At 69.5% G+C, this 24,730-nt stretch carries 17 protein-coding genes; 9 read left to right on the top strand and 8 right to left on the bottom strand.

Translation table 11 applies throughout. The features are described 5' to 3' along the window. Positions 1-134: 134 nt before the first annotated feature. From WH07_RS22670 to WH07_RS22660, 3 genes are read left to right on the top strand one after another with little or no spacing between them, the layout of a single operon-like run. Positions 135-665: an NUDIX domain-containing protein gene (locus WH07_RS22670; RefSeq protein ID WP_046503073.1), complete on the top strand. Its 531-nt coding sequence runs from the start codon at positions 135-137 to the stop codon at positions 663-665. A 10-nt stretch (positions 666-675) separates the two neighbouring features. Further along, the gene (locus WH07_RS22665; RefSeq protein ID WP_046503071.1) at positions 676-1,074 is read left to right on the top strand and encodes a YidH family protein; all 399 of its coding nucleotides are present in this window, start codon (positions 676-678) and stop codon (positions 1,072-1,074) included. Further along, complete coding sequence (locus WH07_RS22660) at positions 1,074-1,397, top strand: DUF202 domain-containing protein (protein WP_046503068.1); 324 nt, start codon at positions 1,074-1,076, stop codon at positions 1,395-1,397. The genes WH07_RS22665 and WH07_RS22660 overlap by 1 nt, the downstream gene beginning before the upstream one ends. A gap of 177 nt (positions 1,398-1,574) precedes the next feature. Here WH07_RS22660 and WH07_RS22655 read toward each other — a convergent pair whose 3' ends face one another. The 3 genes from WH07_RS22655 to WH07_RS22645 all read right to left on the bottom strand — a co-directional run bounded on the left by WH07_RS22655 (position 1,575) and on the right by WH07_RS22645 (position 12,096). Beyond that, positions 1,575-2,162, bottom strand: a complete 588-nt coding sequence (locus tag WH07_RS22655; protein ID WP_052744529.1) for an SUKH-4 family immunity protein — start codon at positions 2,160-2,162, stop codon at positions 1,575-1,577. 25 nt (positions 2,163-2,187) lie between these two features. After that, on the bottom strand, positions 2,188-11,376 hold the full coding sequence (locus WH07_RS42330; RefSeq protein WP_157877411.1) for a golvesin C-terminal-like domain-containing protein: 9,189 nt from the start codon (positions 11,374-11,376) through the stop codon (positions 2,188-2,190). 171 nt (positions 11,377-11,547) lie between these two features. Next, entirely contained in the window at positions 11,548-12,096 is a 549-nt protein-coding gene (locus tag WH07_RS22645; protein WP_332836368.1) for a hypothetical protein, read from the bottom strand. Between the two features lie 244 nt (positions 12,097-12,340). Here WH07_RS22645 and WH07_RS22640 point away from each other — a divergent pair, with 244 nt between their 5' ends. Together WH07_RS22640 and WH07_RS22635 are read left to right on the top strand one after the other, a co-directional pair. Further along, complete coding sequence (locus WH07_RS22640) at positions 12,341-13,363, top strand: phosphotransferase family protein (protein WP_046503065.1); 1,023 nt, start codon at positions 12,341-12,343, stop codon at positions 13,361-13,363. Between the two features lie 9 nt (positions 13,364-13,372). Further along, on the top strand, positions 13,373-14,587 hold the full coding sequence (locus WH07_RS22635) for an acyl-CoA dehydrogenase family protein (protein WP_046503062.1): 1,215 nt from the start codon (positions 13,373-13,375) through the stop codon (positions 14,585-14,587). Between the two features lie 198 nt (positions 14,588-14,785). On the opposite strand, the gene WH07_RS22630 is transcribed toward WH07_RS22635, so the two are convergent. Both WH07_RS22630 and WH07_RS22625 read right to left on the bottom strand, forming a co-directional pair. Then, positions 14,786-15,379, bottom strand: a complete 594-nt coding sequence (locus WH07_RS22630) for a TetR/AcrR family transcriptional regulator (RefSeq protein WP_046503060.1) — start codon at positions 15,377-15,379, stop codon at positions 14,786-14,788. 405 nt (positions 15,380-15,784) lie between these two features. Then, on the bottom strand, positions 15,785-16,555 hold the full coding sequence (locus WH07_RS22625) for an SDR family oxidoreductase (RefSeq protein ID WP_046503075.1): 771 nt from the start codon (positions 16,553-16,555) through the stop codon (positions 15,785-15,787). 249 nt (positions 16,556-16,804) lie between these two features. On the opposite strand from WH07_RS22625, the gene WH07_RS22620 reads away from it, so the two are divergent. Beyond that, positions 16,805-18,058, top strand: coding sequence for an exo-beta-N-acetylmuramidase NamZ family protein (locus tag WH07_RS22620; RefSeq protein WP_046503058.1), 1,254 nt, complete (start codon positions 16,805-16,807; stop codon positions 18,056-18,058). 81 nt (positions 18,059-18,139) lie between these two features. Here WH07_RS22620 and WH07_RS22615 read toward each other — a convergent pair whose 3' ends face one another. Then, the gene (locus WH07_RS22615; RefSeq protein WP_046503055.1) at positions 18,140-21,001 is read right to left on the bottom strand and encodes a penicillin acylase family protein; all 2,862 of its coding nucleotides are present in this window, start codon (positions 20,999-21,001) and stop codon (positions 18,140-18,142) included. Positions 21,002-21,385: 384 nt separating this feature from the next. Here WH07_RS22615 and WH07_RS22610 point away from each other — a divergent pair, with 384 nt between their 5' ends. Then, the gene (locus tag WH07_RS22610; protein ID WP_046503052.1) at positions 21,386-21,997 is read left to right on the top strand and encodes a hypothetical protein; all 612 of its coding nucleotides are present in this window, start codon (positions 21,386-21,388) and stop codon (positions 21,995-21,997) included. Between the two features lie 65 nt (positions 21,998-22,062). On the opposite strand, the gene soxR is transcribed toward WH07_RS22610, so the two are convergent. Beyond that, the gene (gene soxR, locus WH07_RS22605; RefSeq protein WP_046503049.1) at positions 22,063-22,569 is read right to left on the bottom strand and encodes a redox-sensitive transcriptional activator SoxR; all 507 of its coding nucleotides are present in this window, start codon (positions 22,567-22,569) and stop codon (positions 22,063-22,065) included. Positions 22,570-22,715: 146 nt separating this feature from the next. Here soxR and WH07_RS22600 point away from each other — a divergent pair, with 146 nt between their 5' ends. Further along, a complete protein-coding gene (locus WH07_RS22600) occupies positions 22,716-23,177 on the top strand; it encodes a MaoC family dehydratase (RefSeq protein WP_046503046.1) in 462 nt (153 codons plus the stop codon). Between the two features lie 88 nt (positions 23,178-23,265). Here WH07_RS22600 and WH07_RS22595 read toward each other — a convergent pair whose 3' ends face one another. After that, positions 23,266-23,970, bottom strand: a complete 705-nt coding sequence (locus WH07_RS22595; RefSeq protein WP_046503045.1) for a TetR/AcrR family transcriptional regulator — start codon at positions 23,968-23,970, stop codon at positions 23,266-23,268. A gap of 392 nt (positions 23,971-24,362) precedes the next feature. On the opposite strand from WH07_RS22595, the gene WH07_RS40455 reads away from it, so the two are divergent. Then, positions 24,363-24,662: a hypothetical protein gene (locus WH07_RS40455; protein ID WP_046503041.1), complete on the top strand. Its 300-nt coding sequence runs from the start codon at positions 24,363-24,365 to the stop codon at positions 24,660-24,662. Positions 24,663-24,730 lie beyond the last annotated feature (68 nt).

Genomic DNA, 24,730 nt, shown 5'->3' with positions numbered 1-24,730 from the left:
GCTTAGGGGGTGCCGGGGGCTTCGGCAGGTTCGGCAGGTTCGGCCGGCGGCGGCGGGCAGGCGGTCCGGGGTGATCCGATCCTCCGTACGCGCGAGTAACGCGTCAACCGTTCGGATGGGGTTGGATGGAGCCCATGAGCGCTGCTGACGAGATCCTGGACATCGTCGACGAGGACGACCGCGTGGTCGGGCGCGCGCCGCGCGGCGAGATCTATGCCAGGGGCCTGCTCCACCGCTGTGTGTTCGTGTTCGTACGGGACCCGGAGGACCGGGTGTTCGTACACCGCAGGACCGCGGAGAAACTCGTCTTTCCCTCCCTGTACGACATGTTCGTGGGCGGTGTCGTGGGCTCGGGCGAGAGCTACGACGAGGCGGCGCTGCGGGAGGCCGAGGAGGAGCTGGGGGTGTCGGGCCTGGACACTCCCGTACCGCTGTTCCCGTTCCGGTACGACCCCGAGGACGGGTCGTACCGGGCGAGCGCGTACGTGTACGAGGTCCGCTGCCCGCTGCCGGTGAACCCGCAGGCCGAGGAGATCGCCTGGCACGCCTTCCTGCCGGAGGCGGAGCTGGAGCGGCGGCTCGACGAGTGGGCGTGGGTGCCGGACGGGCTGGCGGCGTACGAGCGGCTGAGGGCCTTCCGCGCCGCCCGCGCCCCGCACGCGTAGGGTGCGGCGGGTGAGCGACTTCGCGCGGACCCTGCGGCTGTGGTTCGCTCCCGGGCGTATCGGCGACGAGGGCGAGACCCCGGACTACCGGTTCTCGCTGGCCAATGAGCGCACCTTCCTGGCCTGGATAAGGACGGCGCTGGCGTTGGTGGGCGGCGGCTTCGCGGTGGACCAGTTCCTGCCGGACCTGCGCTGGGGCGTACGGGTCGGGCTCGCGGTGGCGCTGCTGGCGGCCGGTGCGCTGTGCGCGCTGCGGGCGGTCAACCACTGGGTGCGCTGCGAGCGCGCGATGCGCCGCGGCGAGGACCTGCCGGTGTCCGGCTTCCCGACGCTGCTGGCGCTGGCGGTGGGGGTCGTCGCCGTGGCGATGGTGGTCGTGGTGGTACTGGGCCTGGGCCGGAGCGGCTGATGACGGAGGGCACGGACCGGAAGCGTGACCGGGACCCGGGGCTCCAGCCGGAGCGCACCCGGCTGGCCTGGCGGCGCACCACCCTGGCCTGCACGGTGGTGGCGGTACTGGCGGTCCGCCAGGCGGTGCAGGACGACTCGGCCGTGGCCCTGGCAGCCGTGGCGCTGACCGCGCTGGTCTGGCTGAGCTTCCTGACCGTGGCCCACCGCCGCACCCTGACCCTGACCACGGCCCGGCCCCCCGTACTCCCGGCCCACGCGGCGACCGCCACGGCGGTCTGTACGGTACTGCTGGCGATCTGCGCGGTGACGGTCATGCTCTGACGACCCCGCCGACACCGGACGACGTCCGGCTCGACGCCTGGAACGTCCCGCACATTCGCGTCTCCTCAATGGCCGCGGTGGAACAGGACCGCCGGGAAGGCGTAACGCCGAGGGGTGCCCCGCCGGCCTCTCGGCCCCCGGGGCACCCCCGTCATCCGTACTGTCCTGGATCCGGCGTCAGACGGCGTCCAGCTCGACTTCTTCGTACACCCGGTCCCACCAGGTGCGGAACTCGTCCGTGAACGCCGACGGGTCCTTCTCCTTCAGCTTCGCGGCGATCTCCATACCGAAGGCCACCCGCGCAGCCTCCGCCGGATCCTCCTCCTCGTCGTCATCCTCCGGCTCCAGCTCGTCGAAATCGTCCAGATGCCGGTTCCGGTGGTCCCAGGCAGCGAGGGCGTCGAGGAAGGCGACCAGCGAGGTGTTGACGAAACGAGGCGCCGGCAGGGCCGGGTCCAGGAGCACCACCCGGCCGTTGCCGTCGAGCACGTACTCGAACACATACGCCTCACCGAGCTGGGGTTCGTGCTGGCCGAGCCTCCAGAACCCCCCGTCCGGTCCCGCCTGCGTGAACGCGCCACCGTGCGGACTGGGATAGAACATCCCGTCCACCTCGCTCGGCATCCCGTACTCACGCGCGACCGCGAGGGCCTCGCGCACCGCCTCCGGCCAGCCGGGCGCCGAGGACAGCACGTCGGCGTCGAGATCGAGCGAGCCCGACTCGTCCCAGGACTCGGACGTCAGCCACTGAGGCACGTACTCCACTGGCTCTTCCCTTCCATTCAGTTGGTTACAAGAGGTGATCAAACGCGCCGCGTCGGATCTGTGTCAACGTTCGCTTGAGGGTGTTGATGCCCGCCGAGCGCTGCTTCCCCGCCACCGGCCCCTCACCGTGCGGGTAGTCGATGCTCCAGGTCACCTCGGCCTGCTTGAACGTGCTCTGCAGGAACGTGTCACAGCCCGCGTAGTCGCACGGCCCGAGCTCCGTGTACACCCGCGTCACATCGTCCGCGCTGACGCCCTGGCTCTGGAGGTGCTCCCAGGCCCTCTTCTCCGAGTGCCTGCCGCCCTTGCCCGGCTTGCTTCGCGCAGCGTAGGTGAGAAGTTGGTCGCCCTGCTTGTACTCGATCACGGCGACGTTCCGGCCGCCCCGGAGCCAATTGTGCTTCTTGCGGGCCTTGATCGCTTCGACGCTCAGCTCCTGGCCGTAGTCAATCTTCCGGCCGCACTGGTTGTGTACGAGGACATCGAGCCCGCCGGCGATGACATAGAAGTCATGTACGCCGTCGACCGAGAGGTTGTGGACCCTCTTCTGCGCCGTGTGGTGCTCGACCGCGGTGATCTGCACCCAGGTGCCGGCCGATGTCCGCAGCCACTGCCCCGGTTTGAGGCTGCCCGCTTCCACCCACTTGCCGGGCTCGGGGAGCCAGAACTCGTGATTGTCGGTAGCGGTGAGCTGACCGGTCACGCCGGCCTTGCCGCCGTCGCCGTCACGCGCCGTCAGCTCCAGCGTGACCAGGTGCTTCTCGCCGGCTGTGGTGCGGGTGTCGGTCACCGTACGGGCCCGGGTGTCACCGGACTCCACATCGGTGGCCAGCACCGTGTCCCCGGCCTTCAGCGTCTCGATGGCCTGGCTGGAGCCGTCGGCCATCAGTACCGGAGTCCCGGTCGGGAAGCTGTTCGTCTTGCAGGCCGGTGCCGAAGGCTTGTCCGGCGTACTGGTGTTGCCGCCCTTCTGTTGGGGAGCGGGGCCGTCGGCGTCGGCCTTGCGCGCCTTGTTGCCCGCGTCGGCCGCGTCCGCGACATCGTCGGCCTTGTCGACGGCCTTGCGGGTGTCGTTTGCGGTGTCGACCGCGTCCAGGCCCTTCTTCGCATATCTGCCCGCCTTGACCGCGCTCGCGCCGTAGCCGACCAGCGGGATCGCGGACGACATGGAGAGTGCCGCGTCGACGTAGTTGCCCTCGGCCGCGTACCAGATGCCGTTGGCGACGTCCGCGACCTCGCCGACGACCGGGACCAGGCCCACCACGTCCAGTGCCGCGTGGCCGACGTCGGAGAGCGAGAGGCCGAAGAGGTGGCCGTCGATCTCGATGAAGCTGATCGGGTTGCCGCCGGCGAAGGCGTAGCGGTTGCCCGTGAACGGGTCGGTGGCCAGGGACATGTCGGCCAGGGCGCCGCCGTACGAGTCACGTGTCAGGAAGCGGTTCAGACCCGGGTCGTAGTTGCGGAAGCCCATGTCGTACGTGCCCGACGCGCCGTCCCAGCGGGCCGAGTTGAAGCGGATCGCGTTGTAGGAGTCCTTTCCCGGGTTGGCCGCGTCCGGCTTGTCGGCGCCGGTGAACTGGTCGTCGTCGTTCGAGCCGTAGGCCGTGTAGCCGTAGGTGGCGCGGGTGCTGCCGTTCTCCTTGGTGATGGCCTCGACATCGCCACGCGGGCTGGTGACGTAGTGGGAGTACTCCCTGGTCCCGTCGTCCTTGTGCTTGATCTGGGTGGCCTGCTGGCCGGACGGCAAGTACTGGTACGACTTGTCCGCCTTGCCGTTCAGCTCCTCGCGCAGCACCTGGTTGTCGAGGCCGAGATAGCTGAAGACAGTGGTCTTGGACTCCGCTCCGGAGGTCGTCTGCGAGACGGTCCGGTCGAAGGGGTCGAAGACGTAGGACGTCGTGACGGCCGAGGCGCCTGTTCCGGCCCGCGCCTTCACCGTCCGGTCGAAGCCGTCGTAGTAGTACTTCTCCTCGGTCTGGCCGCCACTGCTGACGGTGTCCAGCCGGCCCAGCGGGTCGTAGTTGTAGGTGGAGGTGATTCCGTCCGACGACGAGGACAGCAGACGGTTGCGGTCGTAGCGGTGGGACATCGTCGTCCCCTCGACCGTCTGCTCGATGATGTTGCTGTTGCGGTCGTAGGTGTACGACTCGGCCGACGGCTTGTCACCCGCCTTCGTGACCTTGGCGATCCGGTCCTGCGGGTCGTAGTCGAAGGTGTAGGTGTTGTTGATGTATGCCGAGTTGTCGTCGGCGTTCATCAGCTTGAGCACGTCCTTGGAGCGGTGCCCGTTGGGCGAGTACTCCAGGTCGTGCTGGGAGACCACCGTGCCGCCGGACGTCTTCTCCAGCGACTGCTTGACCGACCCGTCCAGGTAGTAGGTCATGTCGAGCGTGTTGCCGTTGGGCTTGGTCTGCTGGAGCAGCATCCCGCGGGCGGTGTAGGTCATCGTCGAGATCTGCTGATTGCCGGCCGTGGGCGAATCCGCGTTGGTGACCTTCTCGACCAGGTCCCGCTCGTCGTATTCGATCTTCGACCAGGTCAGATCGTGGGTGGAGGTGAGCGGGTTGCCGTTCTCGTCGTAGGTCATCGCGGTGGTGTTCTTCACCGCTCCGGCCGCGATCTCCTCGGCCTTGGAGACCTGGTTGCGGCCGTCGTACCCGATCCGGTACGTGTCGATCCTGGCGCCCGGCGAGTTGTCCTTGACCTCCACCATGTTGCCGTTGGTGTCGTACTTGTAGGTGAAGTCCTTCTTCTCGTTGTCCGTCTCACCCGAGTTGGCGCGGACCAGCTTCACACCGTCGGCCAGCACCGTGCCGTTGGCCTGGTCGGTGACGCTGACCTTCTGCGGGCCGTCCTCGACGAAGGAGTAGCTGCCGAGCGAGACCCATGTGCCCGGGTTCTGTGTCTGGTCGACGGTCCTGGTGGTGCTTCCGCCGTTGTGGTCGACGGTGAACTTGGTGTCGCTGGCCGCTCCGGTCATCCTGGGGTGGCGTACGAAGACCTCGTACGTCCCGTTCTGCGGGATGTTGAGCTGCCACACGAACCGGTCGCCGCCGGTTCCGGCCGGGTGGGAGTAGGTGTCGTAGCCGTACTGCTGCTCGGCCTGCGTGCGCGACCAGTTGCCCTGGAGCGCCGTGTTGTTGAAGTCCGAGCTGTCGACGAGCACGACCTGCCTGCCGACGGGGATTCCGTCGTCCGAGCGGGCCTTCTGGTTCCCCGACTGGAAGAAGTCCCAGGTCATGGTGCGCTGCTGGGATCCGCCCGCCGAGGTGAGGGTGTTCTTGGTCTGCTGGCCTAGGGCGTTGTAGTCGTAGGCCGTGGTGATGTCCCACGGGTCCTTCGACGTCTTCGTCCAGCCGTTGTCGTAGTAGGTGTAGTCGGTGACATTGCGGACGGTCTGGCCGTCCGACGGCGGTGCGGAGACGGAGCTGAGATTGCCGACCGAGTCGTAGAAGTAGAACGTCGAGTCGGGGGTGTTGTAGCGGACGTCCGACGTGTCGAACGGTGAGCGCTCCTCCTTCACCCGGTTCAGCTCGTCGTAGACGGTCTCCGAGGTGAAGTCGGTGGCGTTACCGGTGGTGGCGACACCGCGCGGAGTGATCGTCTTCGTCCGGTTGCCGACCTGGTCGTACTCGTACCTGGTGGTCCGGTAACTGATGGTGCCGGAACCGTCCTTGCTCAGCGGGAGCCTGGACTCGACGAGCGCTCCCCGCTCGTCGTACAGGGCGAGCGACTCATTGCCCTCCGCGTCCGTCCGGCCGACGGTCAGGCCGTCCTTGTCGTAGCGGGCAGTGGTGAACTTGCCGATCGCGTCGGTCGTCCTCACCACACGGCGGTTCAGGTCGTACTCGTACTTGGTGGTGTAGTCGTCGGGATCGGCGGTGTTGTTCTTGCGGGGGTCGACGATCCTGGTGAGGTTTCCGACGTTGTCGTAGGCCGAGGTGACCTTGTTGCCCTCGCCGTCGACGATCCGTACCGGCTGGTACAGCACGTCGTAGGTGGTGGTCGTGGTGTAGTCGCCGGCCGTGGGGGTCTCGTTGCCCTTGGGCTCGGTCTCCGTCAGGACATTGCCGACCTTGTCGTAGGTCGTGGTGGATCTGCGCGCCGGATCGGCCGGATCGTCGCCGGGCGCGGTCGACTCGATGACCTGGTCGGCCCTGTCGTACGTCGATGTCGTTTCGGCGCCGTTGGGGCCGAAGGCCTTGGTGATGTTGTCGTTCGCGTCGTACGCCGGTGCCGGCGTGGTGATGAAGACGCCCGCCGCCTGGTCCTTCGGTTCCTTCTTCACCAGGGGACGGCCGAAGGTGTCATAGGTCTGGGTGACCTTGGCGCCCTTGGCGTTGGTGACCTCGAGGACGTTGCCGCGCTCGTCGTACGCGAAGGCGGAGGGGTTGCCGAGCGCGTCGGTGATCACCGCCGGATAGCCGGTCGCCTGGAAGTCGCTGTTGACGGTGGCGTGGCCGTTGGCGTCGGTCGACTTGGTCAACAGGCCGTAGGTGTCGTACTCCGACTTCGACGTGTAGTCGTCCGGTGCCGGCGTCGCCACGCCCTTGGGGTCGGTGACCGAGGTCAGATTGCCGCGTGTGTCGTAGCCGAACTGCCAGGTGCGGCCCTCGGGCGACTTCTTCCGGAAGAGGTCCGCGACATGGCCGTTGAGCCCGGTGGAGTAGGTGAAGGTCTGCGCGGCGGTGCCGTTCTTGTTGGCCTCGGCGTCCTTCTGCTCCAGCGGATAGCCGGTCTTCGGGTCGTACGACCACGTCGAGACCGCCCCGTTGGCCTCCTCCAGCCGCGTCACGTTGTTGTCGGCGTCCCAGCCCAGCTTTGTCGTCTCCGACTTGGCGTTGGTGATCTCGGTGGGACGCCCGAAGCCGTCCAGGACATGGGTGGCCGTGTTGTTCTCGGCGTCCGTCACCTGGGCGCGGATCACCGAGCCTGCCTGGCCGTCCGGGTCCGTGTAGACATAGCCCGTGGTGCCGCCGAGGCGGTCGGTGAGGGTCTGGGTGTTCCAGTGGAACTTCGGGTTGTCGCCCTCGTTCGGGTAGTAGTAGTCGAGCGAGGTCGCGTTGCCGCGCGGGTCGGTGACCTTGACCAGCTTGACGTTCTTGTTGCCCTGCGTGGCGTCGTACTCGAAGAGGAAGACCTTCGGCTGTGCGGAACCCGCGCCGTCCGTCAGCTCGGTGAGCAGGCCCTTGTCGGAGTACTCGAAGGTGAGCTTCCGCCCTGAGATGTCCGTCATCGACTTGACGTGGTCGGTGATCTTCGGATTGTTCGAGTCGGACTTCGTGTAGTAGTCGACCGTCAGCGACTGGCGGCCCGCCGGATCGGTGATGTACTGGAGGAACTTGACCGGCTTGTTGTTCGACTTGCGCGAGGCGTACGTGTACGTCTGCGTGTTGCCGTTCTTGTCGACGATCGACGACAGATAGCCGTCGCAGTCGAAGAAGAACTGCGTACGGTCCGGCCGGGTCATCGACCAGGCCCTCGGGTCGCCGTCGCTGGAGGGCTTGCAGTCGACGCCTGTGCCCTGCTGGAGCAGATAGTGGACGCCCGCCGGGGCCTTCCAGGTTCCGTCGTCCTGCTTGCGGAAGATGTGCTCGGTGCCGTCGCCGTCGGGCAGCGTCACCTCGCGCGGATCCGGGTTCGGATGGAAGTCCAGCGGGGCACCGAGCCGGAGCGGCCCGGCGGCCTGGGCCGACCAGCCGTGGCCGAGGACGGTGTCGGAGGTGTCCTGGGTGTTGTACGCGAAGCGCACGAACGTCGACAGTCCGCGCCCCGGGTTGCTGAAGGCGTTGTACTGCCACACGGAGTTGCCCGCGTACAGGTTGGTCATCAGCGAGGACCCGGCGCCGGTGTTCTTCCCCGCGTACGAGTAGAACTTCTCCAGGCCGAGCTGGTTCGAGGTCGGGTCCTCGGTGCGTACGTTCTGTGCGAGCGCCGGGATGGACTCGGTGGCCGAGAGCCAGGTCCCCGCGGTCCTGTCGCGCAGATCCCACTTGAGGACGTAGTCGAGCCGTTTGTTGCCGGAGTCGGAGTTGACGGGCGCCTTCAGGGCCGCCTTCACGGTGACCGTGTCACCGGGGTGGATGTCCTTCGGGAGCGCCGTCTCCATCTGGTTGCCGCCGGTCGTGGCGTCCGTGCCGTCGGGCAGAGACCAGGTGTACGACAGGGCCCGGTCGGCGGCCTTCCACACCGAGGTGGTGGTGTTGGTCAGAGTGACATCGACGGTGTACTCGTCCCCGGGGATCATCCGGGCCGGGGTGTACGGCGCGAAGTACGTGGACTCCGTCGACTTGTCGATGTACGTGACGACGAGCTGCGGACGCAGTTGCGGCTCCTCGGCCTCCGAGGAGAGGAAGATGGTGCGCTCCTGCGGGCCGCTCGCGGACTCGTCCTTGAGCTTGACCACGAGACCCTTGTTGGTCGCCGGGTCGCGGACCCAGTCCTGGGCGAGCGAGGTGACGTACCAGCTCTGCCGCGCCGGGTCATTGGTGACGGAACCGATGGTGTCGGCGACCGCGGTGCCGGTGTCGCCGCCCGGGGTGGTCCACCCGGTGGTGGAGTCGGCCATGTTCCAGGACGCGGCCGTCTCGTCGAAGTCCCGGTTCAGACCGCGCACTTCGTAGAGAGCGCCGGAGGTCCCGGTGGTGGTGACGGTGCCCCACAGGTCGAGCTGGGACTCCAGTACGCGGGCGCCCGGCGGGATCTGCCCCAGCCCGGGGAACTTCAGCAGCGCCCGGGTCTTCCCGTAGGTCGCGGAGTTGTTGCCCACCGACAGCCAGGGGTGGCCGATGCCGGACTCGGTGAGCGCGTCATGGCCGGTCGTCGGCTGGGCGGAGGAGAGGGTGGTGTCGGCCGCGCTGCCCTGGAGCACCACGGTCGTACGGCCCGCCTTGGGCAGCCGGACCAGCCGGGTGGGGGCCGGGATGATCTGACCGTCGCGGGTCTTCACCGCGACCATGTAGTAGAAGACATTGCCGAATGCGTCGACGGAGTCGGCGGGGGTCGGGGTCGCCGTGGTGTCGGTGAAGGCGGTGGCGGCGGGCGCGACCGGGGAGACCAGCGTCTGCGGCGACGGGGTGAAGGTCTGGAAGACGCTGCGGTGCACCTGGTACTCGACGATGTCGTCGCCCGTGCCGACCGGGTCCTGATCCCGGTACGGGGACCACTTCAGCTCGGCGCCGGTGGAGTGGACGACCTCGGGCGCCTCCAGGGTGGTCCCGGGACGGCCCCAGGTCAGCACCAGCTTGGGGTAGTTGGCGACCTCGCCCTTGTACGCGTACTCCGCGGCCTCGTAGCGGGGGCCGCCCTTGGGCGCGGTCGCGGACTCGTCGGCGGCCTTCACCACGAATCCGTGATTGACGTTCGTGCCGTCGATCCAGGACTGGACGGTGTCCTTCACCGAGAAGGAGTGCCAGGTGTTGGTGGCGGAGGCCTTCTTGGTGACGGTGGCGTCCTTGGTGAGCCGCACGGCGTCCGCGATGACCGCCTTGGTGGTGTCGGCGGTGTCACCGAGGACTACCTTGCCGGCCGTACCGGCCTTGAAGGGGTGGCTGCCCAGCGTCTGCCAGACACCGTTGGTGCCGGCGGCCTGGTTGACGGGGTAGGTCTTCGTACCCCCGTCGTAGGTGACGGTGTACGGCGCGTTCGTGGCCCGGTCGGTGGCCGGTACGTAGTGGGCGTCGACCCGGTACGTGCCGTCCTCGGGAAGCTTCGGCTGCCAGGTGTAGGTGTCGCCGGTGACCGTGTCCTTGTTGGCCAGATAGTCCTTGTTGACCGCGAACGGCGTGAGCCCGGTGTTGGTGGAGGCGGGCCAGGCGCCCTTGGCCGCGGTCAGCCCGGGGTCGCCGTCGTCCACCAGGGTGGAGGTGCCGGACAGTTCGCCGGTGAGGTCCTTGGCGGTGTTCCAGGTGGCGGTCGACTCGTTCCAGGCGGCGGTGGCGCGGTGCGCCTCCAGCGGTACGGCGGTGCCGTCCGTGGTGTGCGTCTGGTCGTAGTAGAGCTGGAGGTTCGCGGCGTCCAGCCTGGTGCCCGCGGGGACTCCGGTGAGCGGGAACTTCAGCAGGGCGCGTGACGAACCGGTGGTGGTGTTGCCGACCGAGAGCCGCCACAGGCCGTCGTAGTTGTCGTCCGGCCCGTCCGAGGAGATCATCACGTCCTGGGACTGGGTGACGGTCGGTGAGATCGAGATCGTGGGATCGACCACGACGGGGTACGTACGGTCCTTCGCCGCCAGCCAGCCGGGATCCGGGCGCAGGCTCAGCGCGTACGTCCCGTCCGCGCCGGTGAGCTTCTGCCGTACGGCGTCGGTGCCCGTCGTACCGTACGGAGAGGAGCTGTCCTTCCGGGCGTCCGTCATGAACGGCGCGGGGATGACCAGTTCGGGGCGGCGCTCTCCCGCGCTCTCGCTGTAGAGCGCGATGGAGCCGTTCTTGAGCTGCTTGGCGCTCAGGCCGTGTGTGGTGAGCGTGAAGTCGTACGAGGGAGTGCCGGCGGGCCGCTCGGACAGCACGATGCCCTCTTTGACGGTGCCGTTTCCTACCGTGTACGTGAGGTCCGCTCCGGCGCCGAAGGCGTTCTCGTACGTGACGGTCGAGCCGTCGACCCGAGGTGTGAGCTTCCCTGCGGCCTTGGCGCCCTTGGAGTCCTTGGCGCCCTTGGCGCTCTGGGTGCCCTTGAGGCCGTCGGCCGGCTTCACGCCGAGAACGACCCAGTGGCCCTTGTCCAGCTCGAAGCGGACGAGTTCGCCGGGGCGTTCACCGAAGTAGGTGCGGGCGGTATTGGTGGTGTTGGCGTAGGTGTACGCGTCCCGGTCGGAGCCGCGCACGGTCGTGTCGATCGGCTTCCAGCCCTTGCCGACGGCGTAGTCGGTGGGCAGGGCCGAGATCTCGGACCGTACGCGGCCGTCGGAGAGCTGCCAGTAGCGGGCGTTGGCCGTGCGTCTCTCCTTGAGTTCCTTCACCCGTTTCGGCGGGGAGGCCGCTGTGCCCTTCGGAAGACGCTCATTGCTCACCACCCCGGAGTCGGGCAGTTCGGGCGGTTCGGCGTCGCGTTGAGCGCCGCTCTTGTCGTTGTCGACGCCGAAGAGGCTTCTCAGGCCGGCGGCTATCCCGCCCGGGTCCGTGGAGGCGGCGAACGCCGGTTGCGGAGTGCCCGCCGCGAGGACCGCCAGGGCCCCGCAGATCGCCAACCGACGTCTTACAGGTGGTCCGAACATCGCGTTCCCCTTTGTGAGGGCATACGGAACCAGGCCCTGTGCGCGCGTACGCGCGGTGCCTGCTGGAACATGACGGATCACACCGACAGCCAGGGGCTGCCGTCAGCGGAGAGTTGTACTGGTTCGCGAGGGGTTCATGTCAAGCGTCAGAACATAGACCCCAAAAGCGACTTAGTACCACCAAGCGGCCGACTGCACGGGCGGCCCGTCGGACGGACCGCCTGACGAACCGCCCGACGAACCGCCGAACGGACCGTCGCCGGTTCCCTCCCGGTCCGCGCGCCGCCCGGCCGCGTCCCGACCGGAGGAACGGCCGTGGAGCCGCAGATAGAACGTCTCCAACGACTCCTCGGGCCCCACAACGAAACGATTCACCACACGGCCCAGCGGATTCCACACCCGGCCGTCCGGCAGCCGTACCCCCACGGACTGCCCGAACATGGCCCGCTGGTCATCGTCGAAGTCCACCCACACCGCACCGGCTCTGCGCACCAGCACCTCGCCCACATAGGCGCCGAGACCGCGCAGGGTCTCGGCGACCTGGCCCAGCGCCGCACCCCCGCTGCGCAGCCCCTCGATGATGAAGTCCACGACGCGCAGACTGGCGACCGTGTAGTCCAACGGCAGCCGGTTGCGCGCCGTCAGAGTGCTCACCACGGACGAAACATAGCCACGCATCTGCGCGGCGGAAGGCATCGGCTCCGGCATTCGCTCCCCCATGGCTCTCGCCACCCCTTCACCTCGGCTCGTCGGCCGTCCGCCGCCGTCGGCCCCGTCGCGCGGACTACCGTCTGCGGGAGAGCGGCTCGCTCCCCCTCAGGGGAGAGCGCGGTTCACGCCCGTACCATCACCGGAGCCCGGCGCGGTACGGTGCCGAAGCGGGACTGGACGGCATACCGACTGGTCGGCATGATTAGCGCCAGGCTGTACGGCCCGTACGGTCTTCGCTTCCGGAGGTTGGCAGATGAGCCCAGTCCCCCCGCCAGGACTCGACCCCGAGCGGCTGCGCGCCCATCTCGGCCGCGCGCTCCCCGGACTGGTGAGCGGACCGCTGGAGGCGCGGCTGATCGAGGGCGGCCGGTCGAATCTCACGTACACCGTCTCGGACGGCACCCGGCGCTGGGTGGTCCGCAGACCGCCGCTGGGCCATGTCCTGGCCACCGCCCATGACATGAGACGTGAGTACCGGGTGATCGAGGCGCTCCATCCGACGGCCGTGCCGGTGCCGGAGCCGCTGCTGCTGTGCGAGGACGAGTCGGTCCTGGGCGCGCCCTTCTATCTGATGGAGCAGGTGGCGGGCACCGCGTACCGTACGGCCGAACAGCTCGCCCCGCTCGGGCCCGCGCGCACCCGCGCCGCCCTTCTCGCGCTCGTCGACACCCTGGTCGAGCTGCACGCCGTCGACCCGGAGGCGGTCGGTCTCGGTGACTTCGGGCGGCCCGAGGGCTTTCTCGACCGGCAGCTCCGCCGCTGGGCCAAGCAGCTCGACGCCTCCCGTGGCCGCGAGCTGGCCGGGATCGGCGAACTGCACGCCGCCCTCGGCCGTGTGCTGCCCGTCTCGCCCCCGCCCACGGTGGTCCATGGCGACTACCGGCTCGACAATGTGCTGCTGGGCGAGGACGACCGGATCAACGCGGTCCTGGACTGGGAGATGTCCACGCTCGGCGATCCGCTCACCGATCTGGGGCTGCTGGTGATGTACAGCGAGCCCCTGGAGGTGGCGGACTCCCCGGTCAGTACGACGGCGGGCGCCGCGGGGCACCCCACGCCGGGCGAGCTGATCGAGCGGTACGCGGAGCGCTCGGGCCGGGACACCTCCGCCATCGCCTGGTACACGGCCTTCGCCTGGTTCAAGCTCGCCGTGATCCTGGAGGGCATCCACTACCGCTACACCCTCGGCCGGACCGTGGGGCCCGGCTTCGACCGGATCGGCGCCCTCGTACCGGTCTTCATCCAGCACGGTCTCACCACCCTCCAGGAAGGCTGAGTCATCCCGATGGACTTCGCGTTCGACGCCCGTACCGAAGAACTGCGCGCCCGGCTGCTCGCCTTCATGGACAGCCATGTCCTGCCGGCCGAAGAGGTGGCCCGCGAGCAGCGGGCGAAGCTGGCCGACCCCTGGGACACCCCGGCGGTCGTGGAGGACCTCAAGGCCGAGGCACGCCGGCAGGGCCTGTGGAATCTGTTCCTGCCGGACGCGGTGTACGGCGCCGGGCTGACGAATCTCCAGTACGCGCCGCTCGCCGAGATCACCGGGCGCTCCCCGCAGCTCGCGCCCACCGCGCTCAACTGCTCGGCGCCCGACACCGGAAACATGGAGGTGCTGGCCCAGTTCGGCACGGAGGAGCAGCGCAAGCGGTGGCTGGAGCCGCTGCTCGCGGGCGAGATCCGGTCGGCGTTCGCGATGACCGAGCCGGATGTGGCCTCCTCCGACGCGACGAACATCAGGACCCGGATCGAGCGCGACGGCGACGACTACGTCATCAACGGCCGCAAGTGGTACATCTCCGGGGCGATGGACCCCCGGTGCGCGGTCTTCATCGTGATGGGCAAGACCGATCCGGACGGCGAGGACATCCGCCGCCGGCAGTCGATGATCCTGGTGCCGCGCGACACCCCGGGGCTCGAAGTCCGGCGCGCCATGCGGGTGTACGGGTTCGAGGACCACTACCACGGCGGCCATGCCGAGGTGGTCTTCGAGAACGTACGGGTGCCCGCCGCGCATCTTGTCGGCGAGGAGGGCGGCGGTTTCGCGATCGCGCAGGCGCGGCTCGGGCCCGGCCGTATCCACCACTGCATGCGGCTGATCGGGATGGCCGAGCGCGCGATCGAGCTGATGTGCCGGCGGGCACTGTCCCGTACGGCCTTCGGCGGACCGATCGCCCGGCAGGGCGTCGTGCAGAACTGGATCGCGGATGCCCGGGTGACGGTCGAGCAGCTCCGGCTGCTGGTCCTGAAGACGGCCTGGCTGATGGACACGGTCGGCAACCGGGGCGCGCACACGGAGATCCAGGCCATCAAGATCGCGACTCCGCGCGCGGTGGCGGACATCATCGACTCGGCGGTGCAGTTGCACGGCGCGGGCGGGGTGGGCCAGGACTTCCCGCTGGCCGAACTGTGGGCGGCGGCACGGACGTTGCGGCTGGCCGACGGTCCCGACGAGGTGCACCAGCGGTCGCTGGCGCGGCGGGAGCTGAAGAAGTACCTGTGACGGTACGAGGCGGTGTGGGCCGCGAGGCCGACCCTCGCGTACCGCACAGGGCCCGCCTCGCGTCACCATCTCGCCACTTATGTCAGCCTTTACGGTGGCAACTCGCGCATGGGTCTCAACCCGGGGCATTTACCGGGCTAACGTCGGTGGTACGCCAGGATCCAGGACCGTCCGTAGGGCCTGTACGGCGCACAGGCCCTACGGACGCAGCGCCCGCAGCAGCAGGTCCGCGAGATGGTCGGCGACCTGTTGTGGCGAGAGCGGGCCGTCCGGGCGGTACCAGGTGGAGAGATGGTGGACGGAGCCGAAGTGGTAGTCCACCACGAGGTCGGCCGGGGTGGCGGAGGAGAAGACTCCGCCGCGCTGGCCCTCCTCGATCAGCGCGCGGAACCGCTCGTGGTAGCGCCGCCGTTCGGCCCGTACCTGCTTGTTCTTCTCCGGGCTGAGATGGTGCATCGAGCGGAAGAAGATCGAGGCGTCGTCCAGATTCTCGATCGTCGTCACGACGACATCGGCGGCGGCGGCCCGCAGTCGGCGCTCGACCGGTTCGTCCGCGTCCGCGAAGGCGTCGAGACGCTCCTGCTGGAGACGGAGGACCCGGGCGTACACCTCCTGGAGGAGATCTTCCTTGGAGCCGAAGTAGTGGTAGAGCGCGCCCTTGGTGACGCCCGCCGCCTCGACGATCTCCTGGACCGAGGTGCGGTCGTAGCCGCGCTCCGCGAAGAGCCGGGTGGCGGCGGCCAGCAGCCTCTGGGGGACGGGCACTCCGCCCCCGTCCGTCGTCCTGGCCATGGGGCCGCCACCCGCCTTCCGCTCGGTGCCGCTCGCGCTCGTACTGCCTGTACTACTCGTACGGTTCGCACTGTTCGCGCTGTACGTCATCTGTCGTTTGTTGTTCGTCGTTCGTTCGAGGGAACTTCGAGGAACACAGTCCCTTTCCGAGGATCTTCCCACTAGTCGCGACGGATGGCTCCGGCGGGAACGCGAGGTCCGCAAGTTCTAGGCCCTGTCCGGCCGATCTTCGCGGGCCCGCGACGCCTGGCACGGCACCTCGCCGCGTTGTCGGAGTCGCCCGAGTACGTCCAGTACACGGGCGATCCTCCGCCTTGCGATGCTCCCCCGTGGCCTGAACGGCACGGGAGGGACCCCCTCCACCAGACGCCGCGGTCTGATCCACGAAGACCGGCCGGACAGGACCTAGCCGGTGGTCCCCTCCCACTTCTGCTGGACGCGGTTCATCGTGGCCAGCCAGCGGTCCGGGTCGGCGGCGCGCGCCTGGTGGTAGCCGGCCACCTCGGGGTGCGGCAGGACGAGGAAGCGGTCCTCGGCCATGGCGGCGAAGAGCGCGTCGGCGACCGCCTCGGGTTCGATGGCGGTGGCGGCCAGCACCAGATCGCCCGCGCTGCCGGAGGCGGTGAGCATGTCCGTACGCACCCCCTGCGGGCAGATGGCGTGCACGGAGAGGCCGCGATGGCGGTAGGTCAGCGAGAGCCACTCCGCGTACGCCAGCGCGCCGTGCTTGGTGACGCTGTACGGGGCGGCGCCGATCATGGTGAGCAGACCGGCGGCGGAGACGGTGGAGACGAACCGGCCGCTGCCGCGCTCCAGCCAGTCCGGCAGCAGTGCCCTGACGGCCCGTACGTGCGCCATGACATTGACGTCCCAGGCGGCCGACCAGACATCGTCCTCGGAGAGGGCGTCACCGGCCGCGCCCACTCCGGCGTTGGCGCAGTAGATGTCGACGGTGCCGCCGAGCGCCTCGCGGGCCTCGGCCACGATCAGCGAGGCATCGCCGGGCACGGCACGGGCACGGGCGCCGATCTCGGCGGCGACGGTACGGGCCTTCTCCGCGTCCAGGTCGTTGACCACCACGCGGGCGCCCTCGGCGGCGAACCGGCGGGCGAGCGCGGCGCCGATACCGCCGCCGGCCCCGGTGACCACCACCCCCGCACCGCGCATCGTGCTCATCGGGACCGTACTCATCGGGACCTGCCTCTCCGGACCGCTGACACTTCCGACTCGTCAGCAGACTAACCAGTCGGTATGTGGTCGCGGAAGAGACGGGCCCGGGTTCGAGGAGGCAGGCTGGGGAGCACCGCAGGACCGCGGGCACCGGGCCGTACACCGCTCCGTACGCCTTCCGCTCCGTTCCGCAGGGCGGCCTGGAGCACTAGCGTACGTGGGCATGACAGACGACCCGACCATGGAGGTAGCGGAATGAGCCTGTCCAGACGGGGTGTGCTGGCCGCCGGCGGCGCGGTGGGGGCCGCGGGGGCGCTGGCCGCGGGCGCCTCCCCCGCCGCCGCGCGCCCGGGCGGCCGGACCGGGGTGCGTACGGGCTTCGACCGGCTGGCGGCCGGAAAGTACCGGGGGCTTGCGGGGCAGCGCGTCGGCATCGTCACCAACCCCACCGGGATCACCCGGGACGTCCGCCATGTGGTGGACGTGATGCACTCCGACGACCGGGTGGATCTGGTGGCCGTCTTCGGCCCGGAGCACGGCTTCCGGGGGACGGCCCAGGCGGGCGGCTCGGAGGGGCGCTACGACGACCCGGCGACCGGGCTGCCGGTCTACGACACCTACCTCAAGAGCGGGCAGCCGCTCGCGGACATCTTCACCGCCTCCGGTGTCGACACGGTCGTCTTTGACATCCAGGACGCGGGCGCCCGCTTCTACACCTATATCTGGACGCTCTACGACTGCATGGAGGCGGCGGCGCTCGCGGGCAAGCGCTTCGTCGTACTGGACCGCCCCAACCCGGTCACCGGACGCGCCGCCCTCGGGCCGGTGCTCCAGCCGGAGTTCGCGACCTTCGTGGGCCGCCGGCCGATCTCGCAGGCGCACGGGATGACGGTCGCCGAGCTGGCGCTGCTCTTCAACGGCGAGTTCCTGGAACGGCCGGTGGAGCTGACGGCCGTGACGATGACGGGCTGGCGGCGCTCGGACTTCTTCGACACGACCGGACTGCCCTGGGTACCGCCGAGCCCCAATATGCCCACGCCGGAAACGGCCCTGGTCTACGCGGGCACGTGTCTGTTCGAAGGGACGAACCTGTCCGAGGGCCGCGGCACGACCCGCCCCTTCGAACTCCTCGGCGCCGACGGGATCGACCGCCGCTGGGCCGAGGCGGCCAACGCGCAGGAGCTGCCGGGCGTGCGCTTCCGCGAGGCGTACTTCGCACCGACCTTCTCCAAGTTCCAGGGCACGACGATCGGCGGGGTCCAGCTCCATGTCCACGACCGCGAGTCCTTCGACCCGGTACGGACCGGAGTCGCGCTGCTGGTGACGGCGAAGCGCGCATGGACCGGCTTCGCCTGGCGCCCCGACAACTGGATCGACAGACTCACCGGCTCCACACAGGTCCGCACCCTGATCGACGCGGGCACGGACACGGACGAGGTGGTGGCCGCGTGGCAGGAGGATCTGGCGGCATTCCGCCGGGTGCGCCGCGGCTATCTGCTCTACGCCTGAGCGCGCCGCGCCGGACGGGCCGCCCGGGCCCGTCCGGCACGTGAGCACGGCGGACGGCTCACGCTCCGCCGATGTCCCTCGCTAACGATGGGACCCGAACTCCACCACCTGCTGGTAGGTCGGCCTGTTCTGCCAGTTGACCGTGGGGTGGGTGATGCCGCCCAGGGGGCGGTGGATGAGCGCGTCCGTGCACCACTGGTTGCCGGGCGAGCAGTTGTCGTCGCCGGGGTAGACCGTGGTGGCAGGCAGGGCAGCGGCTGTTCCGAGGGTGGTGAGCAGGGTGTCGCGGCAGGCGTTCAGGGCGCCGTTGCCGCAGTACGTCGTTGCCGTCGGGGACTGGACCGGGTCGCCGAGGACCTGCCTGAGGTCCTTGTCGACGTATCCCCACCAGCCGTACTGGAAGGCCGAACCGCTGTGCGCGCCGGTCGGGCCGTGGCTCGACGCCGGTGACTCGTCGACCGGGAGCGAGGCGGTCAGCGCCTGGTAGAGACCGTCCCCGAGCGCGGGCCCGAACTGCGCCTCCACCAGCCGGGGCCACCAGGCGTCCATGATGCGTACGGCGGCGGAGTGGCCGTACGAGCGCGAGCCGGGCGCGGTCTCCCTGCGCTGCGCCCCGGCGGCGCCCCAGGCCTCCAACTGCCGTATGGCGCTGTCCAGTCGCGGATCGGTGACGGGCGCGGAGCGCAGCACCCTCAGCAGTTCGGGCAGCACCTGCTCACCGCGCAGATCGGTCACCGCGGCCTCGGCCATCGCCCGGGTGAGGGAGGCGCGGGTGACCCCGCCGTCCGCGACCAGCTCCCTGACCCGGTCGTCGAGGAGATCGCCCCGGTGCACCGCGCCGAAGCCGAAGCCGGCGGTGTCGTACTCCCGGGCCTGCCGGTTGTTCCAGGAGATGTAGTAGTCCTGCCCGGCCGACCGCGGATGCTCGGCGAAGGGGGTGTACGCGGCGGTGTTGTACGCCGGGTCGTAGTCCTGCCATTCGTACGCCGGCTCCGCCCTGACCGGGAGCGCCGGATCGACGCCGGGCGCCCGTACCGGGTTCATTCCGCTGTTGAAGTAGGCGGCGGTGCGAGAGTCGGCGTAGAACCAGTTGAAGGCGTAGCCGATGTGCGAGGCCGCGCGCTGGAAGGAGGCGGCGTCCTTGGTGTACGAGGGGTCGTTGAGCATCTGGAAGCCGGTGATCGAGTCGGCCTCGTGCCGGTAGGTGGTACGCAGCGAGGTGTACGCCACGGGCTTGCCGCCGATGGTCGCGCGATGGGTGACCATGCCGTACTTGGTGCGCCAGACCTGGAGGCGGTAGGAGCCCGCGGCGGTGGAGTCGGCGACGCTGGGCTTCCAGGAGTTGATGCGCTCCATCTTCTCCATCGGGGTGCAGACGGAGTGGTGGAGATAGTGGGCGGAGGCCGTGGTGGGGGCCGATCCGTCGGGTTCGCACAGCTCTATGGCGTAGGTGTCGGTGATGTCCTGGCCCGATGAGGTGGCACTCCAGGCGTAGTCCTGGCCCCGGCCCATCTGGACGTACATCCCGACGCCCGCGAAGGCGGCGCCGCGGGCACTGATACCGGGGCCCTGGAGTTCCTGGAGCATCAGGAGCTGTGGCGCGAAATAGCCGGTTTGCGGACCGAAGACTGCGACGGGGTTGCCGCTCGCGGTGTGCTCGCCGGAGACCAGCAGCGCATTGGACATACCGCGTCCGGCGGAGAGCGAGCCGGGCGGGATCACCCCGTCGTCGAAGATCCCCCGGGCGGGTTCGAGCAGCGCGGGGGCGCGGACGGGGGCCTTCGCACCGGTGCCGGCCGAGCCCGTCCTGTCGTGCACGAGCTGCTCGGGCCGTACGGAACCGGGGTCGGGCAGGGCGGTGCCCCTGGGCTGGGCGGGCTTTCTGGCGTACGGGAAGGCCGTGCCGTCGTGGATGGTGAGGACGGCCTCGGGGTCGTCGCGCTGGCGGAAGGACTCCCAGACCCGGGTGCCCTCGACGACTCCGTACTTCTGCTGCGCGGCGAGCAGCGAGAGCGCGGCCTGCACCTCGCCGCCGCCACCGCCGCCGAACTGGCCGCCGACCACGGAGGCGATGGAGATCAGGTCGGTGACCTTGAACGGCTGGATCTCACCGGCGTTGGTGATCGCGTCGACCTTGCCGGTGAGGACGTATTCGCCGGGGAAGTAGCGGCCGTTCTTGGCCTGCTGCCGGTAGGCGTTGATGCCGTCGACATACGCCTGCGCGTCGGCCATGGCCAGCTCGCCGCGCTCGCCGCCGGTGGTCCTGATCCGCTCGATCTGCGCCTCGTAGTCGGCTTCCGTGTACGGGGCGGCAGGCCAGAACTGCTGCTCCAGGCCCTGGTTGGCGAGGGCGCCGCCGGCGAAGGGCGTCAGCTCGCCGCGCCCGATGTGACGGAAGAGGTCCATCATCCAGAGCCGGTCCTGGCCCGCCGCGTAACCGGCACCGAACTCGGTGCCGTAGCGGGTGGTGCCCTTGATGTGCGGGACCCCGGTCTGCCTGTCGCGGGTGATGGTGACATCGGGGCGCGGGGTGGTGACGGATTCGACCCGGTTCGCGGGGACGCCGAAGGACGCGTCGTTGAAGAAGTCGGTGAGCTTCTCGTCGGTGAGCCCGCTCTGGCCGGCCACCAGCGCGTCGTACCGGGCGAGTTGGTCGGAGCTGTGGCCGGGGCGGATGCCGAGCACCTGGTGGGCGAGGATCTCGGCGAGGGTGGCGTTGCCGTTCTGGCCCGGCGGCAGGATGTCGGCGCACCGGCCGGCGCAGTGATCGGTGACGGGGTCGGCGGCGGGGTCGGCGGCGGGCGCGGACACGGGCGCGCGGGCGGGTTCGGCGGGTGCGGCCGGTGCGGCGGAGGCCCGCTCCGGCGGGACCAGCAGAGCCGCGCCGAGCGCGCACACCGCGGCGGCGGTGGCGGGTGTGAGTCTTCCGGTGCGTCGTCGCATGGATGCTCCTCGGGGAGTCCGGTGCGCGGGACGGTACCGAGGGTGTGACCGCCCAGTAAGGTGCGCATGAGTCACCTTCTCCGGGCCGCTGCCGTCTCTTTACGGGCCGCTGTCGCGGCCGGCGGGGCCGCGGTCGCCTCTGGCCGCGCCGCGGTCGCCTCCGTCCGGGCCGCTGTCGCCGTCGCCCGGACCGCCGCGCCCGGGGGTGCCGCGTCGGGCCGCCGTGCCGGGTTTCCTCTGAGTCACCTATGCATCGCGCATGAATTTCGCTCGAAAACGGCCGTTATGACTGGTTCATCGAAGCAATCTGGAATTTGATGGAGCCAAACGGGGCAGGCGTACGTCCATTCCTCAACGCCGAAGTAGCGACGGAGGTGGCATGCGATGGCCGGATTCCGGAGTCTTGCGAGACAGGTGCGCGATCCGCGGTGCGATCTGGCCTTGCGACGGTATTCACTGCGCAAGTGCCTGGAGCGGTTCGCCCCCTATGGACACCGGGCGACCTGGGATCATCTGTGCGCACGGCACGGTATGGAGCCCGAGGACAGGTCCCCCGACCCGGCGCGGCTGATGGCCGCGCTCGATGAACTGGAAGAGGCGCGGGCCGTCTGGCTCGCGTACGAGGGAGAATTCGCGGAGCGGCGCAGGCGCGAAAAGCACGACGGGCTGAGGCGGCCCGGGAGCTTCGACGACTGGCACCGGCGGACGTGGGGCGGAAATGGTGTCGCCCGCTGCGACGACCCGGCGGTCCATCCGTCTGAGTCGCTCGCCGAGGTGCTGCGCCGGCTGATCTCGGGCCTCCAGGCGGAGCCGGGCGCCGCGTGCCCCGTCTGCGCGGAGCCGGGCATCGTCTGGCGGCCCGATCTGTCCAACGAGCCGTGGTCGGGACCGGTGTGCCGGGGCTGCGGCATCGTCGTACCGCAGCCGCTGCTCACCCCCGAGGCGCTGGCCCGGGCGAAGCGGACACGGCTCAAGGAACTCGCTTCGGTGGCATGAGCGCCGCGGGGGCGGCACCGGCGCGCCCCCGCATCGGCGGGTCAACGGATCAACGGGTCAACGGGTCAACGGCAGCAGGCGTCCGGGCGGTCGGTGTCCGGCCGCTCCTTGGGAACCCGGTGCTCCGGCATCAGACGCGAGCCCGTCATCCGGTCGCCGGACACATCGTCCGGGTTGGACAGAACGCAGGTCTCCAGGGACAGACAGCCGCAGCCGATGCAGTCCGTGAGGTGATCGCGGAGCCGGCCGAGCTGTTTGATGCGCTCGTCCAGCTCCGAGCGCCAGGCCCGGGAGAGCCGTGCCCAGTCGTCACGGTTCGGCGTGCGCTCCTCGGGGAGTTCGGCGAGGGCGTTCCGGATCGTCGCGAGCGGAATGCCCACACGCTGGGCGGCACGTACGAACGCCACCCGGCGCAGCGCGTCGCGCCCGTATCTGCGTTGGTTGCCGCTGGTCCTGCGGCTGCTGATCAGGCCCTTGGCCTCGTAGAAGTGGAGCGCCGACACCGCGGCGCCACTGCGCGCGGAAAGCTGTCCGACGGTCAGCTCATGGATCTTCTCGGGAATCTGCGGCACTCCTCCAAGCCTAGACGAGCAACCCCGTACGGGGTGTGCGCGTTGACAGGAGCACACCGGGCCAGCAAGCTGAGCAAGCGCTTGGAACGGGCCTGTGGGCGAGGGCCCCGAGAAGCCGGGGACCCCGAGAGGCAGGAAACAGGGACATGGCCGAGCCGAGGATCTTCACCTCCGCCGAGGAGCTGCGCGCCGGGGTCGGCGGGCAACTGGGGCACAGCGACTGGCTGGAGATCGACCAGAAGCGGATCGACCTCTTCGCCGAGGCCACCGGGGACCACCAGTGGATCCATGTGGACCCGGAGCGCGCGGCGGCGGGCCCGTTCGGTACGACCATCGCGCACGGCTATCTGACGCTGTCCCTGCTGCCCGTGTTCGTCCCCCAGATCCTGCGGGTCGAGAATGTGACGATGGGCATCAACTACGGGACCAACAAGGTCCGTTTCCCCTCCCCGGTGCCCGTCGGCTCGCGGCTGCGCGCCTCGGCGGTGCTCACCGAGGCCGTGGAGGCGGGCGGGGGTGTGCAGATCACGACCCTGGTCACGGTCGAGCGGGAGGGCGGCGAGAAGCCGGCCTGTGTGGCGGAGTCCGTCTCGCGCTTCTACTTCTGAGGTCCGCTCCCGAGGTTCTTAGGTCTACTCCCGAGGTTCTGAGGTCCGCTCCTGAGGTTCTGAGTTCTACTGCTGAGGTTCTGAGGTTCTACTGCTGAGGCCCGTCGGCCCCCTGCGCCTTCGGGTCGGGTGAATCCCCTGGCCCCACCGGCTCACGCGGCTCCCGGGGCTCGCGCGCCGAGACCATGCGCAGCACCAGACCGGCGTAGAGCGCGCCGACCTCGTCGGGCGTCCTGCGCCCCGCCGCGTTGAACCAGCGCGCCACATCGATGCAGAGCGACAGCACGGCGAGCGTCGTGCCCGGCACATCGGGCACATCGAACTCGCCGTCCCGCACCCCGTCGCCCAGGATCCGCCGTACCGCCGCGTCGCTGCGCCGCCGTAGCTCGACGATCTCCGTACGGTGCTCGGGGGCGAGCGAGTCGAGTTCGTACTGCACGACCCGCGCGGTGGTGTGCTGCGCCGCGTGCCAGAGGACGAAGGTACGTACGGCCTCGGAGAGCCGCTCCGCGGCCGTGCCCTCGCCGTCCGCCGCGGCCGTCAGGATCTCCAGCGCCTTGTCATGGCCGATCCTGCTGATCCGGTGGAGCAGTTCTTCCTTGGTCTTGTAGTGGATGTAGAGCGCGGCCGGGCTCATCCCCGCGCGGCCCGCGATGTCGCGGGTGGTGGTGGCGTGGTAGCCGCGCTCGGCGAACGCCTCGACGGCGGCGACCAGCAGCCTCCTCGCGGCCTCCGGCTCGACCTCACCCCATGGAGCGCCCTCGCCGTCCGCCGTCTGCTCCGCCGTCCGCATCGCTCGCACCTTCCCCTCGGCCCCTCGGCCTGCCGTTCGGCCGTCCACTCGGCAGGACGAACACCATACCCCGAGCTGAGCAAGCGCTTAGAGCAAGCAGTCTTTGACTGACTGGACACGCTTTTACAGAACGGTCGCGACACCGGGCCTGCCCGTCACTCCGGGCCGAGGAGTCGACATGAACACCAATATGGTGAGGTCATGGCGGCGAGGTCATGGCAAGACCACGCAGCGAGGACCGACGCAACGCCATCCTGTCGGCGACGACCCGAGTGATCGCCGCCCAGGGACTCGGGGCGCCCACGGCAGCGATCGCGAAGGAGGCAGGCGTCTCCAACGCTCGCTGTTCGTCTACTTCGACACCAAAGCCGCGCTGCCGAACGACGCAGTGGGTGAGCTGGGCCACGACGACCCCGGACAAGCGCCGCGCGCTCGCCCAGCTCCAACTGTCGGACGACATCACCGAGCAGAGCCGTCACACGGCGGGCGCCGCCTGCGGCGGCATCGTCGGCCTCCTGGAACGCAGCCGCGCCAACGGGCCGATACAGGATGCGCCCCTCAGCTTCCTGCTGGTCCTGATGAACGCGATAGCCGACGCGGCCATGGACACCATGATCCGCGAGCCCGACCAGGCGAGCCGCGCATATTGCGGTGAGGGCCGAACGCTTGTCCGAGTACCTTCCCCGGTATGACGCACTCGCACCGCACGACGCCCCCGGCACAGACGCCCTCGTCCGACGTGCCCCACTCCGGTTCCGCC

The sequence above is a fragment of the Streptomyces odonnellii genome (assembly GCF_000981895.1).
Taxonomy (GTDB): domain Bacteria; phylum Actinomycetota; class Actinomycetes; order Streptomycetales; family Streptomycetaceae; genus Streptomyces; species Streptomyces odonnellii.
The sequence above is the reverse complement of the archived record's forward strand: the minus strand, read 5'-3'. Positions and strand labels throughout refer to the sequence as shown.

What these genes read in the sequence shown, in the direction of transcription:
- WH07_RS22630 (WP_046503060.1), bottom strand. Translation starts at nt 15,379, where the DNA reads ATGGCCAGGACGACGGACGGGGGCGGAGTGCCCGTCCCCCAGAGGCTG.
- WH07_RS22600 (WP_046503046.1), top strand. Translation starts at nt 22,716, where the DNA reads ATGGCCGAGCCGAGGATCTTCACCTCCGCCGAGGAGCTGCGCGCCGGG.
- WH07_RS22670 (WP_046503073.1), top strand. Translation starts at nt 135, where the DNA reads ATGAGCGCTGCTGACGAGATCCTGGACATCGTCGACGAGGACGACCGC.
- WH07_RS22615 (WP_046503055.1), bottom strand. Translation starts at nt 21,001, where the DNA reads ATGCGACGACGCACCGGAAGACTCACACCCGCCACCGCCGCCGCGGTG.
- WH07_RS42330 (WP_157877411.1), bottom strand. Translation starts at nt 11,376, where the DNA reads ATGTTCGGACCACCTGTAAGACGTCGGTTGGCGATCTGCGGGGCCCTG.
- WH07_RS22595 (WP_046503045.1), bottom strand. Translation starts at nt 23,970, where the DNA reads ATGCGGACGGCGGAGCAGACGGCGGACGGCGAGGGCGCTCCATGGGGT.
- WH07_RS22660 (WP_046503068.1), top strand. Translation starts at nt 1,074, where the DNA reads ATGACGGAGGGCACGGACCGGAAGCGTGACCGGGACCCGGGGCTCCAG.
- WH07_RS22610 (WP_046503052.1), top strand. Translation starts at nt 21,386, where the DNA reads ATGGCCGGATTCCGGAGTCTTGCGAGACAGGTGCGCGATCCGCGGTGC.
- WH07_RS22640 (WP_046503065.1), top strand. Translation starts at nt 12,341, where the DNA reads ATGAGCCCAGTCCCCCCGCCAGGACTCGACCCCGAGCGGCTGCGCGCC.
- WH07_RS22645 (WP_332836368.1), bottom strand. Translation starts at nt 12,096, where the DNA reads ATGGGGGAGCGAATGCCGGAGCCGATGCCTTCCGCCGCGCAGATGCGT.
- WH07_RS22635 (WP_046503062.1), top strand. Translation starts at nt 13,373, where the DNA reads ATGGACTTCGCGTTCGACGCCCGTACCGAAGAACTGCGCGCCCGGCTG.
- WH07_RS22625 (WP_046503075.1), bottom strand. Translation starts at nt 16,555, where the DNA reads ATGAGCACGATGCGCGGTGCGGGGGTGGTGGTCACCGGGGCCGGCGGC.
- WH07_RS22620 (WP_046503058.1), top strand. Translation starts at nt 16,805, where the DNA reads ATGAGCCTGTCCAGACGGGGTGTGCTGGCCGCCGGCGGCGCGGTGGGG.